At 41.1% G+C, this 15217-nt stretch carries 14 protein-coding genes; 3 read left to right on the top strand and 11 right to left on the bottom strand.

Translation table 11 applies throughout. The features are described from left to right. Nucleotides 1–23: 23 nt before the first annotated feature. The 8 genes from rseP to rpsB all read right to left on the bottom strand — a co-directional run bounded on the left by rseP (nt 24) and on the right by rpsB (nt 7564). Nucleotides 24–1394 (bottom strand): sigma E protease regulator RseP, encoded by a 1371-nt coding sequence (rseP, locus tag ACRWQL_RS03230; protein WP_434952338.1) that lies wholly within the window; start codon nt 1392–1394, stop codon nt 24–26. Nucleotides 1395–1405: 11 nt separating this feature from the next. Next, nucleotides 1406–2596, bottom strand: coding sequence for a 1-deoxy-D-xylulose-5-phosphate reductoisomerase (ispC, locus tag ACRWQL_RS03235; protein ID WP_434952340.1), 1191 nt, complete (start codon nt 2594–2596; stop codon nt 1406–1408). 5 nt (nt 2597–2601) lie between these two features. Then, the gene (locus ACRWQL_RS03240; RefSeq protein WP_226410301.1) at nt 2602–3459 is read right to left on the bottom strand and encodes a phosphatidate cytidylyltransferase; all 858 of its coding nucleotides are present in this window, start codon (nt 3457–3459) and stop codon (nt 2602–2604) included. Nucleotides 3460–3479: 20 nt separating this feature from the next. Next, nucleotides 3480–4304, bottom strand: coding sequence for an isoprenyl transferase (locus ACRWQL_RS03245; protein ID WP_434952342.1), 825 nt, complete (start codon nt 4302–4304; stop codon nt 3480–3482). Between the two features lie 80 nt (nt 4305–4384). Next, a complete protein-coding gene (gene frr / locus ACRWQL_RS03250; protein ID WP_434953457.1) occupies nt 4385–4927 on the bottom strand; it encodes a ribosome recycling factor in 543 nt (180 codons plus the stop codon). A gap of 123 nt (nt 4928–5050) precedes the next feature. After that, a complete protein-coding gene (pyrH, locus tag ACRWQL_RS03255) occupies nt 5051–5797 on the bottom strand; it encodes a UMP kinase (protein WP_434925824.1) in 747 nt (248 codons plus the stop codon). A gap of 70 nt (nt 5798–5867) precedes the next feature. Then, complete coding sequence (gene tsf / locus ACRWQL_RS03260) at nt 5868–6719, bottom strand: translation elongation factor Ts (RefSeq protein WP_434925823.1); 852 nt, start codon at nt 6717–6719, stop codon at nt 5868–5870. A gap of 116 nt (nt 6720–6835) precedes the next feature. Continuing rightward, entirely contained in the window at nt 6836–7564 is a 729-nt protein-coding gene (gene rpsB / locus ACRWQL_RS03265) for a 30S ribosomal protein S2 (RefSeq protein ID WP_226410305.1), read from the bottom strand. Nucleotides 7565–7919: 355 nt separating this feature from the next. Here rpsB and map point away from each other — a divergent pair, with 355 nt between their 5' ends. The 3 genes from map to dapD are packed head-to-tail and all read left to right on the top strand — an operon-like array spanning nt 7920 to nt 12163. Further along, on the top strand, nt 7920–8717 hold the full coding sequence (gene map / locus ACRWQL_RS03270) for a type I methionyl aminopeptidase (RefSeq protein WP_434925822.1): 798 nt from the start codon (nt 7920–7922) through the stop codon (nt 8715–8717). A 23-nt stretch (nt 8718–8740) separates the two neighbouring features. Continuing rightward, nucleotides 8741–11314, top strand: a complete 2574-nt coding sequence (gene glnD / locus ACRWQL_RS03275; RefSeq protein ID WP_434952344.1) for a bifunctional uridylyltransferase/uridylyl-removing protein GlnD — start codon at nt 8741–8743, stop codon at nt 11312–11314. 24 nt (nt 11315–11338) lie between these two features. Next, nucleotides 11339–12163 carry a 2,3,4,5-tetrahydropyridine-2,6-dicarboxylate N-succinyltransferase gene (gene dapD, locus ACRWQL_RS03280; protein WP_235085501.1) on the top strand — a complete coding sequence of 275 codons (825 nt, stop codon included), beginning with the start codon at nt 11339–11341 and terminating at the stop codon, nt 12161–12163. A gap of 99 nt (nt 12164–12262) precedes the next feature. On the opposite strand, the gene ACRWQL_RS03285 is transcribed toward dapD, so the two are convergent. The 3 genes from ACRWQL_RS03285 to purU all read right to left on the bottom strand — a co-directional run bounded on the left by ACRWQL_RS03285 (nt 12263) and on the right by purU (nt 15211). Next, a complete protein-coding gene (locus ACRWQL_RS03285) occupies nt 12263–12496 on the bottom strand; it encodes a CBS domain-containing protein (RefSeq protein ID WP_434952346.1) in 234 nt (77 codons plus the stop codon). 65 nt (nt 12497–12561) lie between these two features. Next, nucleotides 12562–14181, bottom strand: a complete 1620-nt coding sequence (locus ACRWQL_RS03290; RefSeq protein ID WP_434952348.1) for an HD domain-containing phosphohydrolase — start codon at nt 14179–14181, stop codon at nt 12562–12564. Nucleotides 14182–14329: 148 nt separating this feature from the next. Next, entirely contained in the window at nt 14330–15211 is an 882-nt protein-coding gene (purU, locus tag ACRWQL_RS03295) for a formyltetrahydrofolate deformylase (protein WP_434929002.1), read from the bottom strand. Nucleotides 15212–15217: the final 6 nt, after the last annotated feature.

The following is a 15217-nucleotide window of genomic DNA, read 5'->3' on the forward strand; positions in this document are numbered from 1 at the left end:
TTCTAATTATTTGTCTGTCCTGCTCAGAGTCGGGCAAAATCGTTGAAAAGCGCTACACTCATCAACATTAGCAGCAAAGCTGCGCCGAACCTGAATCCAATTTCCTGTACCTTTTCAGGTACAGGCCTACCCGTAATCACTTCAATAAAGTAATACAGCAAGTGTCCACCATCTAGCACAGGTAAAGGCATTAAGTTAATAATGCCTAAGTTAACGCTAATTAGTGCAATAAACCCAAGAAAGTACACCAATCCGTAATTTGCACTGGCTCCTGCACCTTGCGCAATCGAAATGGGACCACTTAAGTTTTTCACCGACACATCGCCGGTAAATAATTTGCCGATCATTTTGAAACTAACCACCACTAGCTGCCACGTTTTATCAGCTGCGGCGGAGACGGAATCTATCATGCCATATTGTAACTCAAAGCGCATATTTTCAGGCCACTGCGCCGCGGTAGGACTAACGCCTATAATACCAATGACGTTACCGCTATCATTTTTTTGAGCTTGAGGAACAACTTCAACTAAACGCTGCTCACCTGCCCGCTCAATTAACATCGCTATTGGTTTATTGGCTGACGTTTGTATCACATCAACAAACGCATTCCAATCTTTGTAATCTTGTTGATTAATACTTAATATACGATCGCCAAGCATTAAACCAGAAATTTGTGCTGCGCTGCCATCACTTATGGCCGCTATAACGGGCTCAATACCAGGTCTAAATATACCTAATCCTATAGCGGTTATAGGTGACTCTTTCTCTGGATCAAATTGCCATTGACTAATATCTAATTCGTAAGTAGTTCCAGCGACCTCGCCCCCTTCCAATCGAGATAATGGTGCAAGCGTAATATCGACTTGCTTATTACCTATGTGGCCCACCAAAGCTAAGTTCACTTCTTCCCAATTGCGCACCTTTTGCCCAGAAACGGCAATTATTTGTTGCGGTTCTGACAGTTGAATAATCGCAGCAGGAGAATTTACTTTAGTGCTATCAATGACGGGTTTAACTGACGGCACACCGATTAAGTACATGCCATAAAGTGCAATTATTGCAAAAATAAAATTAGCCATAGGACCGGCTGCCACAATCGCAATGCGTTGCCATACATTTTTACGGTTAAATGTTTGGTCAAGCATTTCCTCTGGCACAGTATCAACCCGTTCATCGAGCATTTTGACATATCCACCTAATGGGATCATTGCCACCACATACTCGGTGCCATCTTTACCGACTTTACGCCAAATAGCTTTACCAAAACCAATAGAGAATTTTTCAACTTTCACGCCACACTTACGTGCAAGCCAAAAGTGGCCATATTCATGAACGGTAATTAAAATGCCTAAAGCGACAATAAACGAACCTAAATTCCAAAAAAAATCGAACATCTTGCTCCTGATTACGCCAAGGTTTTTATCGCTAACATCGCTTGTGTTCTTGCTTCGCCGTCGAGGCGAATAATATCTTCAATTGAATTCAATGCCGCGGGACTGACTGAAACAAGGCACTGTTCATTTATTATTGCGATATCTGTAAATTTAATTCTACCTTGTAAAAAAGCTTCAACCGCAATTTCATTAGCGGCGTTTAACACTGTTGTCGACTCTTGGCCTTGTTTACATGCATCAATCGCTAACTTTAAACAAGGGAAACGATTAAAATCAGCTTCAAAGAAACTTAACTGTCCGACTTTGAAAAAATCTAAAGGTTCAACTCCAGCCGAAATTCTTTGCGGATAGCTCATACAATGAGCAATCGGCGTTCGCATATCAGGATTACCCATCTGCGCGATAACGGAACCATCTTTATATTGCACCATTGAATGAATAACGCTTTGGGGATGAATAACTACTTTTAACTGTTCTGGACGAGTGTTAAACAGCCAGCGCGCTTCGATATACTCTAACCCTTTGTTCATCATTGAAGCTGAATCAACGGAGATTTTTCGTCCCATTGACCAATTAGGGTGGTTACAAGCTTGCTCTGGGCTCATGTGCGGGAATGATGCTAAATCTGCAGTTAAAAACGGACCGCCTGAGCCTGTTAATAAAATATGTGAAATCCCTTCTGCAGCAATATCGCAATAACCTAAATTAGCTTGCACAGCTTCAGGCATACACTGAAAAATAGCATTATGTTCGCTGTCTACGGGTAGTATTGTCGCCCCTGATGTCTTTGCGGTGTGCATAAAGAGTTCACCAGACATGACTAGCGCTTCTTTATTCGCTAGTAGCACCCGTTTGCCCGCTTTTACTGCTGCAAAGGTTGATACAAGCCCAGCTGCGCCGACAATCGCAGCCATCACAGTATGCACTTCTTGGCTGGTCACCAATCCAATCAAATCTTGCTCTGATGTGGTGACAATGGTTTTGCACCAAGCAGGTAAAGATGTTTTGAGTTTTAGAGCGGCCTGCTGATTAACCATGTGAGCATAAACAGGTTGATGAGTCACACATAAAGCATGCATTTTCTCAACACTAGAATTGGCAACTAAGGCGTAAACACAAAACTTGTCAGGATTTGTTGCTATTACACTTAAGGTACTTGCGCCAATAGAGCCCGTTGCGCCAAGGATAACCATATTTTGCATCAAAATTACATCCACATCGCAATGTAAATGAGCGTGAATACAGGCAATGCAGCAGTTAGGCTATCAATTCTATCCAAAATACCACCGTGACCAGGCAAGATACTGCCTGAATCTTTAATTTCTGCCACACGTTTAAACATACTTTCTGATAAATCACCAAATGCAGAGGCTAATGCGGTAATAAGGGTCACCACAACTAACAGTCCGACCTCTTGTTCAGGAGAAACATACATCACAGCAGCAACGATTAACATAGTGGTTAATAATCCACCGGCCAAACCCTCTAAGGTTTTTGCTGGACTGACACTTGGCATCAACTTATGTTTACCTAAAGTGCGCCCAGCGAAATAAGCGCCGGTATCGGTTGCCCACACAACTAGCATGACAATAAACACTAACCAACCACCAAAATAAGGCTCAGCATGACTGCTTAATGACTTGAGAGCGATTAAGGAAACGAAGCAAGGGATCAACGTCAATTGGCCAAACATGGATTTAAACATGTGGCTATCGCGCCAAAATTTAGCACTTTTAGGAAAACTAACCACCAAGATAGTGCTGAATACCCACCAGACAACACCAATACTGATAATCGCTAAAAACATTGGATTAATATGACCTTTAAACCAAAGACTGTCGGCAGGAAACATTACATTAATGACGACCAGTAAAATGGTAACAGTGACGGTAAATGACCACTGGGTAACATTACACTCCTTATCAATAAATCGGCCCCATTCTTTTGCAGCAATCGCAAAGATGGGAACTAAACACCACGCAAAATAAACCGTAGGTACCCAGAAAATACCGGCTAATACTAGTGGGATTAAACAAAGTGCTGTTATTATTCGTTGTTTTAGCAAAAAAATAATCCTTTTAAAAATTATAGCGTGCGTATCTCTTCGATTTGACTTCCGGTCAGACCAAAACGACGCTGGCGGCTGGCAAACATTGCCAGTGCATGATGAAAAGCTTTCTCATCAAAATCAGGCCACAGTGTTTCAGTGAACACGAGTTCAGCATAGGCGGCCTGCCATAAAATAAAATTACTGATGCGGTAATCACCGCCCGTTCTTATCATTAAATCAACTTCGCTTTGATTTTGCATGCACAAATGTTGATTTAATGCCTCTTCGGTCATCTGACTGCTGCTGATTTCGCCACTTTCGACTTTTTCGGCTAACTTTTGAGCTGCCTGCATGATATCCCAGCGCCCGCCATAGTTTGCAGCAACATTTAAAACAAGACCTTTGTTGTGTTTAGTTTTGTCTTGAGCTTGTCCAATTTGAGTTTGTAATCTAGCAGAGAATCGACTGATGTCGCCAATAATATTAAGTCGAACTTGGTTTTTATCCAGACGTTTAATTTCACGTTGTAATACGCTAAAAAAAAGTTCCATCAACAAACTGACTTCTTTATCGGGTCTACGCCAATTTTCACTCGAAAAGGCAAATAAAGTGAGTGATTCTATGCCTAATTGACTCGCAGCGCTTACAATACGTCTTACCGCTTTAACGCCGGCTTTATGACCCACCACTCTTGGCATGCCTTTGTTTTGTGCCCAGCGGCCATTACCATCCATGATAATAGCAACGTGCTTAGGCAAAGACTGCCTAACGATGTCAGATAATTGTCCAGGTAAACATTCTGATGAAGTTAAGTCAGAAGGCGAAGCAATACCGGATCCATAATCATTTGTAGATGACATTAACAACAACCCTATAAAAAACAAACGCCGTGTAGTATACACTTACACGGCGTATTAACTCTAGCGTTGAACGCTGAAGTTTAAACTTCCATTAGCTCTTTTTCTTTCGCGGCTAAAAGTTGGTCAACCTGCTTGATAGCAGTATCGGTGTACTTTTGCACACTGTCTTCACTGCGACGCACATCGTCTTCAGTGCAGTCTTTGGCTTTTTCAAGTTTTTTCACTTCTGTAATTGCATCACGACGAACGTTACGAATAGCAATACGACCATTTTCAGCTTCGTTGCGTACCACTTTGATAAAGTCTTTACGACGCTCTTCAGTTAGCGCAGGAAGCGGTATACGCATTGATGTACCTGCTGTCATAGGGTTTAAACCCAGATCAGAAGACATGATGGCTTTCTCTACTGCTTGAACTAATGTTTGGTCAAACACTGTCACGTTAAGCGTACGAGAGTCTTCAATACCAATGTTCGCCACTTGCTTAAGAGGGGTCATCGAACCGTAGTAAGAAACTTGAATAGAATCTAAAAGGCTAGGATGTGCACGACCAGTTCGCACTTTAGCCATTTGATTTTTACTTGCATCAACACATTTTCCCATGCGCTCTTGCGCATCTAACATAATTGTTTCAATCACAATAATTTCCTTTTTTCACAAATATTTTTTGAGCTGATAGATAAAGAATGACACAGACATTAGATCAGCTCAAATAAGGATTGCACTCTATTTAATGCAATAATGAAGTTATTTTGGGCTACTATTTTTTTGACTACTAATAATAGTGCCTTCACCTTCGCCCATAATCACGCGTCGAAGTGCGCCAGGCTTGTTCATGTTAAACACTAAAATAGGTATATCGTGATCACGTGCCATTGTAAATGCTGCAAGGTCCATTATCTTAAATTCGGACTCTAACACTTCAGCATAAGTGAGCGAATCATACTTAACCGCTTCAGGGTTTTTCATTGGGTCCGCAGAGTAAACACCGTCAACTTTGGTCCCTTTTAAGACCACTTCTGCTTCAATTTCAATACCGCGTAAGCAGGCAGCAGAATCGGTAGTACAAAATGGGTTACCTGTACCCGCGGCGAAAATCACTACTCGGCCAGACTTAAGTAAACTAATCGCCTCAGCCCAGTTGTAATCATCACAAACACCCTTTAACGGAATGGCTGACATGAGACGCGCATTGACATAAGCACGGTGAAGCGCATCACGCATCGCTAAACCATTCATGACTGTTGCTAACATTCCCATGTGATCACCCACTACACGGTTCATGCCTGCTTGCGCAAGACCTTCACCCCGGAATAGATTACCACCACCAATAACCACACCAACTTGAATACCTAACTCAACCAGCTCTTTTACTTCTTGAGCCATACGATCAAGTACTTTAGGGTCGATGCCGAAGCCTTCTTCGCCCATTAATGCTTCACCGCTTAATTTAAGCAGAATACGTCTAAATGCAGGTTTTGGATTGGTGCTCATAATTTTGATCCTGATCATAACAAGACCGCAGCGATTGCTGCGGTCTTAGGGTCTTTTAAAGAAAAAGCGATTACGCCTTTTTAGTGGCAGCGATTTGTGCAGCTACTTCAGCAGCAAAATCTTCTTGTTTCTTTTCAATACCTTCACCAACTTCTAAACGAATGAAGTTAGTTACTGTCGCTTTTTTCTCTTTAAGAACTTCGCCAACAGTTTTCTTTGGTTCCATGATGTAAGCTTGACCAGTAAGAGAGATCTCACCAGTAAACTTCTTCATACGACCAACAACCATCTTCTCAGCGATTTCTTGTGGCTTGCCTTCGTTCATGGCGATTTCTACTTGTAGAGCTTGCTCTCTTTCAACAAGTTCTGCAGGTACATCTTCAGGGTTAACGAATTCAGGCTTAGAAGCAGCAACGTGCATTGCGATATGCTTTAATGTTTCTTCATCAGCTTCACCAGTAACCACAACACCGATACGGTCGCCGTGACGGTAAGAAGCTAAGTTAGCACCATCGATGTACTCAACGCGACGAATGTTGATGTTTTCACCAATTTTAGTCACTAGTGCAACACGTGTTTCTTCAAACTGTGCTTTTAAGTCTTCGATGGTCACTTTTGATGCAGCAGCAACATCTAGTACTGCGTTAGCAAATCCTAGGAAGTTTGAGTCTTTTGCAACGAAGTCAGTTTGACAGTTAACTTCTAATAGCGCAGCGAAACCTTCGCCATTCTTAATTAGAATTGCACCGTCAGCAGCGATGTTACCCGCTTTTTTAGCAGCTTTAGCAGCGCCACTTTTACGCATGTTATCAATCGCTAGCTCGATGTCACCGTCAGTTTCAGTCAGTGCATTCTTACAGTCCATCATGCCAGCGCCAGTGCGGTCACGAAGTTCTTTAACTTGGGCAGCAGTAATCGCCATTGTTAAATCCTCTAATTTAGTTGGTCTAATTTTACATTATAAAACAGGGGCCATTAGGCCCCTGCTCACCAATTTTTTATTGGCAAATAAGGGGGATGGTTAACCATCTCGCCTTATTAAACAGCTTCTACGAAACCGTCTTGTTCAGCTTGAACAGCGATATCTTGACCACGGCCTGAGTTAGCGGCTGCAGCAACAGATGAAGTGTACAAACGAATTGCACGCATCGCATCATCGTTACCAGGAACGATATAGTTAACGCCATCTGGTGCAGAGTTAGTATCAACAACTGCAACAACTGGGATACCTAGGTTGTTTGCTTCTTTAATAGCGATATGCTCATGGTCAGCACCGATAACGAATAATACGTCAGGTAAGCCGCCCATGTTTTTGATTCCGCCTAAAGATTTTTCTAACTTGTCTAACTCGCGTGAGCGCATTAACGCTTCTTTCTTAGTTAGCTTGTCGAAAGTACCGTCTACAGACTGGCTTTCTAGCTCTTTAAGACGCTTGATTGACTGACGAACAGTTTTCCAGTTTGTTAACATACCGCCTAACCAGCGGTGATCAACATAATACTGGTCACAAGAAATTGCAGATTCTTTGATAGCTTCGCCAGCAGCGCGCTTAGTACCTACGAATAAAACTTTACCTTTTTTAGAAGCAACATTGCTAATGAAAGCTAAAGCTTCATTGAACATTGGCACAGTGTGCTCAAGGTTGATGATGTGTACACCGTTGCGAGCACCGAAGATGAAAGGCTTCATCTTTGGGTTCCAGTAACGTGTTTGGTGACCGAAGTGAACACCAGCCTGAAGCATTTCGCGCATTGTAACTGTAGTCATTTTATTTACCTTAATGTAATAAAGGGGTTAGACCTCCACGCATCCCATTTCTCGACCCTTAGCAACCTATTATGGCTTTAAGAGCACCCCGAAAAATGTGCCGATACGTGTGTGATTTAGTATTTAAGTTAATTGCCATGTATAATAGCCGCAAATTTTGACAGTTTGTTGAAAATAGAAAATTTCAGCTACTCAAAAGTAGAGACTTTTTCTATAAAGTTCCACAAACAGCAAACAAGAACTTACACATAACGGCGCGCTTTATACCATAAACAGCTATCAAATACAAATTTTTGCGTGTAATTGATTACTAAAAACGTGCCTTTTTTGAACGTTAAAAACCAAGAGAAGATTCATGAGTATTGTGATTAAGAATGCCGACGAAATTGAAAAAATGCGCGCAGCGGGTAAACTCGCAGCCCAAGTTCTGGAAATGATAGTGCCACACGTTGTTGTGGGCGCGACAACTGATCAGTTAAATGCAATTTGTGCTCAATATACTGAAGAACAAGGTGCTATTTCAGCGCCGCTTAATTATCATGGTTTTCCTAAGTCGATTTGCACTTCAGTCAATAATACTATTTGTCATGGCATCCCTTCTGATTACGTATTAAAAAACGGTGATATATTAAACATTGATATTACAGTGATAAAAGACGGTTATCATGGCGATACCTCAAAAATGTTTTTAATTGGCGAAGTGAGCCCTAAAGACAAACGCTTGTGCCGTATTGCACAAGAAAGTCTCTACCTTGCAATCCGTCAAGTGCGTCCAGGTGCAAAATTAGGTGAAATTGGTACAACCATCGAAAAATTCATCAAGGCAAGCAAATCAGGACTTGATAAGTATTCTATCGTGCAAGATTATTGTGGTCATGGTATTGGTTCAGGCTTCCACGAAGAGCCGCAAGTTGTCCATTATAAAAATAATGACAAAACCGTGATTAAACCCGGTATGTGTTTCACTATCGAACCTATGATTAACGCTGGTCGTCACACATCGATATTAGATAAAAATGACAACTGGACTGTGACTACCTCAGATGGTAAAAATTCGGCTCAATGGGAGCATACGCTACTCGTCACCGAAACCGGTGTTGAAGTGCTTACCTTACGCGACGAAGAAGATTTTCCGAGAATCATTAACTTTTAACTCTTAATCAGTCAAGGATATCAATGAATACCGCGCTGGCAGCTAAAAATACTTTACTTGAACTCAACCAGCGCTTAGTTGAGCAATATAAAGCGAAACATCCTATCGCAGACATTGTTAGCCAACGCAGCGCATTTATAGATAACTTGCTCCAAAATGCTTGGGTTGATTGTCAATTAGACCAATATTCGATGACGTTAATTGCAGTAGGTGGGTATGGACGGGGTGAGCTACTGCCCTATTCTGATGTCGATTTATTGTTTTTAGTTGAACAAGATGAAATATGCCAAAACACCCAGGCTAAACTCAGCGAACTGATCACCTACCTTTGGGATGCAGGGCTTGAAATTGGTCACAGTGTCAGAACCGTTGCGCACACCATTGAGCAAGGCAAAGCTGACATTACCATCGCCACCAACTTAATTGAAGCGCGCTTTTTGTGCGGTAACACGCAATTATTTGATGTGTTATATCAACGCATTCGCCAGGATGACTTTTGGCCTTCAGCTGATTTTTATAATGCCAAAAAAGAAGAGCAAACTCTTCGTCATTCAAGAGCGAGTGCCTTTGACCTCGAACCTAATATTAAGACTTGCCCAGGCGGGCTTCGAGATATTCAAACCATCGCCTGGGTGGCTATGCGACATTTTGATGCGGCCAACTTAACCGAGTTAGTTGAGCACGATTTTCTTGAGCCATCAGAGCTGGAAGAGCTTATAGAGTGCCAAAATTATTTATGGGAAATTCGCTTTGCTTTGCACATTAGTGCTAATCGTAATGAAAACCGCTTATTATTCGACTTGCAACGACAAGTCGCGAGCCTGTTGGGTTATCAAGATGCGACTCAGCTAGCTGTAGAACAAATGATGAAACGCTATTATCGCACAGTAAGGCGAATAATGGAGTTGAATCAAATGCTGTTGCAACTATTCAAACGAGCAACACTGGGGCATATTAAAGCGCTTGAAATTCAAAAAATTAATGATAATTACCAACGTCGCGGTCATTACATTGAAGTATTGAACGATGAATTGTTTAACCAATATCCAGAAGAAATTTTGCGTTTATTTTTGCATTCTATTAGAAATTCTAATATTGAAAATATTTATGCCCCTACATTACGCTTATTGAGAAAAGCTCGCCGCAGCTTAACGGGTCCACTGCAAGATAATGCAGCGTGTCGCAAAGTGTTTATGGAAATATTAAAACACCCTCGCGGTATTATTGCGTTTTCGATGATGCATAAACACGGTATTTTATCGTCATATCTGCCAGCCTGGAGAAGCATTGAAGGACAAATGCAGTTTGACCTATTCCATGCCTACACTGTAGATGAGCATACCCATAGATTATTACTGAACATTGAGCGCTTCTCACAAGCCGAGCAAAAAGATGAGTTTCCACTTGGCGCGGTACTGATTAACCAGTTGCCCAAAAAAGGCTTACTCGTATTAGGTGCTATTTTTCATGACATAGCGAAAGGCCGCGGCGGCGATCACAGTAAACTCGGAGCCCAAGATGCGCTCGATTTTTGTAAACTGCACGGCTTAAATGATCATGACGGCCGTTTAGTTGCCTGGCTTGTGGAAAATCATTTAGTGATGTCTATAACCGCTCAAAGACGGGATATTTCAGACCCCGATGTAGTGGCAGCCTTTGCCGATAAAGTGCACGATGCCGCGCACTTAAGTTATTTGTATTGTTTAACTGTCGCCGACATTTGCGCAACCAATGAAAAAACCTGGAATAATTGGAAAGGCTCTCTGCTACGGGATTTATACTTCTCGACCCAGCGAGTACTGGCAAGAGGTAAAGAAAAGCCAGTAGATGAACAAGCTAGAGTTGACGAAGTTCAGGCTAAAGCGCAAAAAGAACTGTTTCGTCGTGGCCTAAAAGATAAAGATATGCAGGCATTATGGAGCCGATTTAAGCCTGAGTATTTTTTACGTCACCAACCTAATCAAGTCGCATGGCATACCGAAGCTATTATTAAACATAACCAAGATGAACCCTTGGTATTAATGTCAAAACACACCACCCGTGGTGGCACTGAATTATTTGTTTACAGCAAAGATAGGCCCAAACTATTCGCCACCGTAATGACTGTTTTGGACAATAAAAACATCAACGTACATGATGCAAATATCATGACGTCAATTGATAATTTTGCACTAGACACTTTCGTTATTTTAGAACAAGATGGCGAGCCTATTGTACAGCTGTCACGCATACAGAGTATCAGAAAGGCGCTTGAAAAAGCCCTTGCAAATGAAAACCCTAAATTACCTAAATTTAGAAAACTTGCGCGAATAATGAAGCCCTTTAATGTGCCTACGCAGGTCAGTTTCTTACCGAGTATTCGTCAAGATACCAGTATGATGGAACTAATAGCGCTTGATTCGCCAGGGTTATTAGCAAAAGTGGGTGATATTCTTTACCGCTGTGAAGTGACTTTATTAGCAGCCAAGATCACCACCATTGGCGAACGGGCTGAAGATTTTTTCATCTTACAAACACAAGATGGCCAGGCGCTAAATGAAGCGCAACAACAACATTTATCTTATGCGCTACATGTAGCGTTGAATCAATCTAGTTAACTAATATGATATTGGGAGAGTTCCATGGAGGCATTACGCCAACGAATAGAGGCGGCATTTGAAGCACGTCAAACTATCACCCCTAGCACGGTAGAGCCAAGTGTACGTGCTGACGTAGAGACAGTGATAAACATGCTTGATAAAGGTCAAGCACGTGTGGCTGAAAAAATCGATGGCGAATGGCATGTTCATCAGTGGTTAAAAAAAGCAGTATTATTATCATTCCGTATTTTTGACAATGGTGTTATCGAAGGTGGTGACACTAAATATTTTGATAAAGTGCCACAAAAGTTTGCTGACTATGATGAAGCACGTTTTAAAGCTGAAGCTATCCGCGTTGTCCCGCCAGCAACGGTCCGTAAAGGCTCATTTATCGGTAAAAATACCGTATTAATGCCATCATACGTTAACTTGGGTGCCTATGTTGATGAAGGTACTATGGTTGACACCTGGGCAACAGTTGGCTCATGTGCACAAATTGGTAAGAATGTTCATTTATCAGGTGGTGTTGGCATTGGTGGTGTATTAGAGCCATTACAAGCAGGACCAACTATTATTGAAGATAACTGCTTTATCGGTGCCCGCAGTGAAATCGTTGAAGGTGTTATTGTTGAAGAAGGCAGTGTAATTTCAATGGGTGTTTATATTGGTCAAAGCACACGTATTTTTGATCGCGAGACCGGTGAAGTGCATTATGGTCGAGTCCCTGCTGGCTCTGTAGTCGTTTCTGGTACCCTACCGTCAAAATGCGGCACTTACAGCCTATACGCCGCAATTATTGTCAAAAAAGTAGATGCTAAAACCCGTGGAAAAGTCGGTATTAACGAGTTATTACGTATTGTTGATTAATTTAGAACATCAACTAGCATGTTCTATTCTGGTTAACAAAAAAGGCTCTTAGGAGCCTTTTTTAATTCTTTAAAATCAAATGCATCTGTTTCTTAACATTTAACTTTGCATCGAACGCTCTTCATCCAGCTCATTCATCAATGCATTGGCTAAAATTTTCCATGTCACAATGCCGATAACTTGATTATCAATATTTTGTACCACTAGATAATCAGTATTGTTTTTTTCCATTAAAATTTTGGCGTCTTTTAAAATCGTGTTAGCAGCAATAATATTAATTTTATGCTCCATTACCTGGTGAGCACGTTTATTGAGCAAACTACGGTCAACCAATCGTTCTGCTGCAGTATCTAAAAAGGGGCTATGCCAAAAAGCTAACGTCTTTTTATCGATAACACCTATGGGTGAACGACTTTTTCTGACAAAACCACAGCGACATTCATTTTCGCCTTATTTAACATGTTTTGTGTATGCTCAAGTGTATGATACTCCTCAATGATAACCGCTGGATCCAATGATAAACTGCCAACATAATCGGCTGTTTTAAGATCGTGAATAGCCAGAATATCTAAACAAGCATCAACCACATGGGCATCAAATATCTTGCCTCGGCCTTCCATTAATACATCATTTAACGCTGCCATTCCCATAGACGGTCGATAAGGTCGATGGCTTAAAATAGAGTCAGCAACATCCGCAACAGCGATAATTTTGGCTTCAAGAATAATATCTTTCTCTTTTAAGCCATAAGGATAACCTGAACCATCTAGGCGCTCATGGTGTTGTAAAATCATCTGTTTAATGGGCCAGGGGAATTCGACTTCATCAACAATTAACGCTCCTTGCACCGGATGCTGCTTAACTAACTCATACTCAATTGCCGTCAATCTGGAAGGTTTAGCTAGAATTTGACTTGGTATGGCAAGCTTTCCAATATCATGAATTAATGCCCCTAACTTTAATCCCTCTAGTTGATCAGCAGGTAAGCCCATTTTTTCACCCATTAAATAACTTAGCTGCGCGACTGATTTTTGATGGCCTGCGGTATAAGCATCTTTTAGCTCTAAGGCTTCTGAAATCGCACCAACAAGCTGCACTAGAATGTGAGTCATTTTCTCTTTTTGATCTTTGATAATGACTGACTGTTTAGACATTGCATTAATAGTGCGAGGCAACTCGACACAGTGCCAAAGAATAGTGGCGTAAATACTGAGCGACTTAGCATCTACATGAGTATAAGATTTGTCCCTATTACCCACACCAATAATACCAACCACTTTTTTACGATATCGAATAGGCACACAGAGGTGATTCTTGAATGCAAAATAGCCATCTTTTTGCATTCTCACTGAATTATCTTGGGGCTCATTATCAATTGTCGCTTGCTTGGTTTTAATCGTTTCAGCCCAAAGTCCTGAATCTGCGAGATATTGCTGATTATCTGGAATGGCAAAAAACTGCTTCACTTTATCGGTCCACGCTGTGCGAACAATTTTATTATGCTTTTCATCATAAATGTGTAAATAGCCCACTTGACTATGGGTAAGTGCAAGACCTTGTTGCAGTGCCGTTTTGAATACCACATCGGATTTGGCTGTAATAACAGCCTCAATTTGTTGTAACCAATCATCGCTCGACTGAATGGCTAAATTGTAATCAGGGTGGAGTTCCATTAGCCATTTTTCATCTAAATCTAATTGGGTTAACACCATGCACCAGTGGTCAGCACTGTCGTCAATTGGCAATATAATAGCCTGTTGTGCATGGCCTCGTTCATCAATAAAGTGCAACAGCTGTTTTGTGGTTCGATTAGTTAAATCAATCAAGGTTAACTCTAGGGTTGGAAACGCGGCTGACATGGGCTGTTTTAAGATAGAGGCGATGGGTTTCTTAACTTGTGAATATAAAGCTTCACTTAATTTTACTATCTCTAAGCGATGATTGAACATAGCCCATGACAATTCGAGCCCTTTGGGTAGCTCAGCGTGTTTCAAAAAAAAGTCGTTCTTTTGACGCATTCTGTACAATCCTTGTCTATTTATACCCTCTACTTATCTTAGCCTATAAATTATTTTTGGCTAATAATTTATAATAAAACAGTTATTTAGCCCTATAAAAAAGCCTACATTTTATTGTAGGCTTGATATTTGAGTAAAATATTAACTGTTAAAATACGACTGTTTTATTACCATAAACTACCACTTGTTCGTTCAGGACTAATTGCAGAGCTTTACTGAGTACACTTTTCTCCACATCTCTACCTTGATGAGCGAGCTCTTCTGCACTGTAGCTGTGATCAACAGAAATGACATCTTGCTTAATGATAGGCCCCTCATCTAAGCAGTTATTAACAAAATGGGCTGTCGCACCAATAATTTTAACACCACGATCCCAAGCTTGTTTGTAGGGTGAAGCACCTATAAATGCGGGTAAAAATGAATGGTGAATATTAATAATTCTGTCTGGAAATTGTGTCACAAATTCAGGTGTTAACACCCGCATATATTTAGCTAAGACAAGATAATCCGCTTCGTAGGGCTTAATTTTCTCCAGCATCGCCTGCTCATGTTCTTCGCGATTTAACCCTTCATGACTTACATAATGGAAAGGAATATCAAATTTTTCAGTTAAGTTTTGCAACACATCATAATTCCCTACCACGGCTGCAATTTCGACATCTAAACCACCGTAGTATGACTTCATTAATAAATCACCTAAACAATGTGCCTCTTTTGTTACCATTACCACGATTCGTTTTTTACCCGCATCGACTAGTTTTAAATGGTTTTTAGCGGGTAATACGGCTTTTAATGCACTGATAAATTCAGCATCATTAATCTTGCCATCTAATACTGTGCGCATAAAAAATCGCCCCTGAGCATGATCAACAAACTCAGTATTTTTAATCACATTCAGATGATGGGCAAAACACACGCCGGTTATTTTTGCAATTAGCCCTTGAGCGTCTGCACAGTCAATAATGAGGATTTTTCTGGTTACTGTCGATTGCGCAATGTGGTCGTTCGAAGTCGTTTCTGATAATGCCATAGCTAA

The organism is Shewanella sp. HL-SH4, assembly GCF_051164845.1.
Classification (GTDB): domain Bacteria; phylum Pseudomonadota; class Gammaproteobacteria; order Enterobacterales; family Shewanellaceae; genus Shewanella; species Shewanella glacialimarina.

Bases quoted from the DNA above. Each gene is read 5' to 3' on its own strand.
- ispC (WP_434952340.1), bottom strand. From the start codon at position 2,596: ATGCAAAATATGGTTATCCTTGGCGCAACGGGCTCTATTGGCGCAAGT.
- tsf (WP_434925823.1), bottom strand. From the start codon at position 6,719: ATGGCGATTACTGCTGCCCAAGTTAAAGAACTTCGTGACCGCACTGGC.
- glnD (WP_434952344.1), top strand. From the start codon at position 8,741: ATGAATACCGCGCTGGCAGCTAAAAATACTTTACTTGAACTCAACCAG.
- rseP (WP_434952338.1), bottom strand. From the start codon at position 1,394: ATGTTCGATTTTTTTTGGAATTTAGGTTCGTTTATTGTCGCTTTAGGC.
- ACRWQL_RS03290 (WP_434952348.1), bottom strand. From the start codon at position 14,181: ATGCGTCAAAAGAACGACTTTTTTTTGAAACACGCTGAGCTACCCAAA.
- ACRWQL_RS03245 (WP_434952342.1), bottom strand. From the start codon at position 4,304: ATGTCATCTACAAATGATTATGGATCCGGTATTGCTTCGCCTTCTGAC.
- pyrH (WP_434925824.1), bottom strand. From the start codon at position 5,797: ATGAGCACCAATCCAAAACCTGCATTTAGACGTATTCTGCTTAAATTA.
- rpsB (WP_226410305.1), bottom strand. From the start codon at position 7,564: ATGACTACAGTTACAATGCGCGAAATGCTTCAGGCTGGTGTTCACTTC.
- frr (WP_434953457.1), bottom strand. From the start codon at position 4,927: ATGTTAGATGCGCAAGAGCGCATGGGAAAATGTGTTGATGCAAGTAAA.
- map (WP_434925822.1), top strand. From the start codon at position 7,920: ATGAGTATTGTGATTAAGAATGCCGACGAAATTGAAAAAATGCGCGCA.
- dapD (WP_235085501.1), top strand. From the start codon at position 11,339: ATGGAGGCATTACGCCAACGAATAGAGGCGGCATTTGAAGCACGTCAA.
- purU (WP_434929002.1), bottom strand. From the start codon at position 15,211: ATGGCATTATCAGAAACGACTTCGAACGACCACATTGCGCAATCGACA.